Raw genomic sequence first — 1,582 nt, 5'->3', positions numbered from 1 at the left:
TAAGTTATATAACTTTATTGAGGAGGTTATTACATGGAACGGAAAGTTAAAAAAATGATGGCTGATCTTCAATTTATAATGAATCATGGTCAAATCAGTGTAGATTTTATGGATCAAGGATATAAAAGAATGCTTTTTAGTGCATTAGAAGCTACCGGAAAAAGGTTTAATGTGTATACCAATGAACATAATGAAACAACCTTGTTCTTAGAGTTAGTTTAGTAAATTTACGCAATGAGGGGCTGTTAATAATGGAGCAGTTAACGATTTTTGACGTAATGGATGAAACTAAAAATAAGCTTTATGAGGTATTAGAGAAAAATGGATTAGATTATAAGATTCATAAGTACTATTTATATTCAGATTATCAAGGAGCTGTTCAATACTACTATATAAGAACAACTGATAATACAATTATTGATTTGTGTCTCTCGGATTTTCCAGAAATTTTCGCTATCCATAAAGGGTTTAGTGATAAAGAAATTAAAAAAATTTACAAATGGAACTTATAAGTCTAAATAAATAACAAAGTAATGGAGGAATAAAGAATGAAGATTGCTGTATCGGAATGGAAAGCGTTGAAAAAAGAAACAAAGTTAAAACTATTGCGTTATGCGATGTTAGAAAGTAAATATAAGTATGCAAAATAAAAGCTCTTCATTTGCAAAAGCAAACAAAGAGCAAAGTCATGAGTAACCGTCTAGGAAAGAAATTGGCAGATTTCTTTCCCATTTATTTTAACATATAAATAGTTATACAGAAAAGGGGCGTGTAGGATGGAAGAAGGTCGTATTTCCTTTCAGCAAGGGTTTAAAGAATTTCTTATTATGATGGTCTGTTTTTGGTTCATTATGTTTCTCATGTATGGTGAAAGCCTGTTACAATAGTAAAGAATAAGTTGGGTACAAATTGATAATGAAATGGGGAAATGTGCTGGATGAAAGCAACCGGAGTAACTAGAAAAGTGGATGAATTAGGGCGTATAGTAATTCCAAAGGAACTTAGAAATACGCTTGGAATTAAAGAAAAATCACCATTAGAGATTTTTGTAGAAGGGGAAGACATCATTTTACAGAAGTATCAGCCTGGTCATGTTTGTGCATTAACAGGAGAAGTGTCAAATCGTAACATAGCATTAGCAAAGGGTAAGATCTCATTAAGTCCAGAAGGTGCAAAACTATTACTAAAAGAAATAGAACAGTACCTTGTCAAATAAGTCCTCCTTTCAAGGGACTTATTTTTGGTTAACAAAATAATTTCACGTACCGTAATAAATAATAAAAAACAAAATACAAAAATAATAGTATGCATTTAATTCCTAATTGGTGTCCCACCAGCATTTTGGAAAAACCCCACGCTTAGAGTATGCAAGAATTTATGCAAAAAATAGGGAGACATCGGGAACTATAGGGAATCCAAAAGGCGCCCCAGAATAGGAATGTATATAAAGATGCATAGAGTTATAGAAAAGGAAAAAGAAAAATCCCTTGTGAGAGTAAGGGGACGTCTTTCTCTTTGCTACTGATAATGAGACGTTATGTTAACTCTCTATGAATAGGATATACAATACTATTCCTTCAAT

Annotated in this window: 3 protein-coding genes; all 3 read left to right on the top strand. The window is 32.0% G+C overall.

Annotated elements, in window-relative coordinates:
* Positions 1–33 precede the first annotated feature (33 nt).
* Positions 34–222, top strand: a complete 189-nt coding sequence (locus tag HMPREF2590_RS03670) for a hypothetical protein (RefSeq protein WP_050822697.1) — start codon at positions 34–36, stop codon at positions 220–222.
* 29 nt (positions 223–251) lie between these two features.
* Positions 252–512 (top strand): hypothetical protein, encoded by a 261-nt coding sequence (locus tag HMPREF2590_RS03665; RefSeq protein ID WP_048535269.1) that lies wholly within the window; start codon positions 252–254, stop codon positions 510–512.
* Between the two features lie 425 nt (positions 513–937).
* Entirely contained in the window at positions 938–1,216 is a 279-nt protein-coding gene (locus HMPREF2590_RS03660) for an AbrB/MazE/SpoVT family DNA-binding domain-containing protein (RefSeq protein WP_050822699.1), read from the top strand.
* Positions 1,217–1,582: the final 366 nt, after the last annotated feature.

The sequence above is a fragment of the Bacillus sp. HMSC036E02 genome, from assembly GCF_001836235.1.
In the GTDB taxonomy this organism is placed as follows: domain Bacteria; phylum Bacillota; class Bacilli; order Bacillales; family Bacillaceae_G; genus Bacillus_A; species Bacillus_A cereus.
This window is presented reverse-complemented; position numbering and strand designations above follow the sequence as displayed.

Coding starts and splice junctions, on each gene's coding strand:
- HMPREF2590_RS03670 (WP_050822697.1), top strand. CDS start 34: ATGGAACGGAAAGTTAAAAAAATGATGGCTGATCTTCAATTTATAATG.
- HMPREF2590_RS03665 (WP_048535269.1), top strand. CDS start 252: ATGGAGCAGTTAACGATTTTTGACGTAATGGATGAAACTAAAAATAAG.
- HMPREF2590_RS03660 (WP_050822699.1), top strand. CDS start 938: ATGAAAGCAACCGGAGTAACTAGAAAAGTGGATGAATTAGGGCGTATA.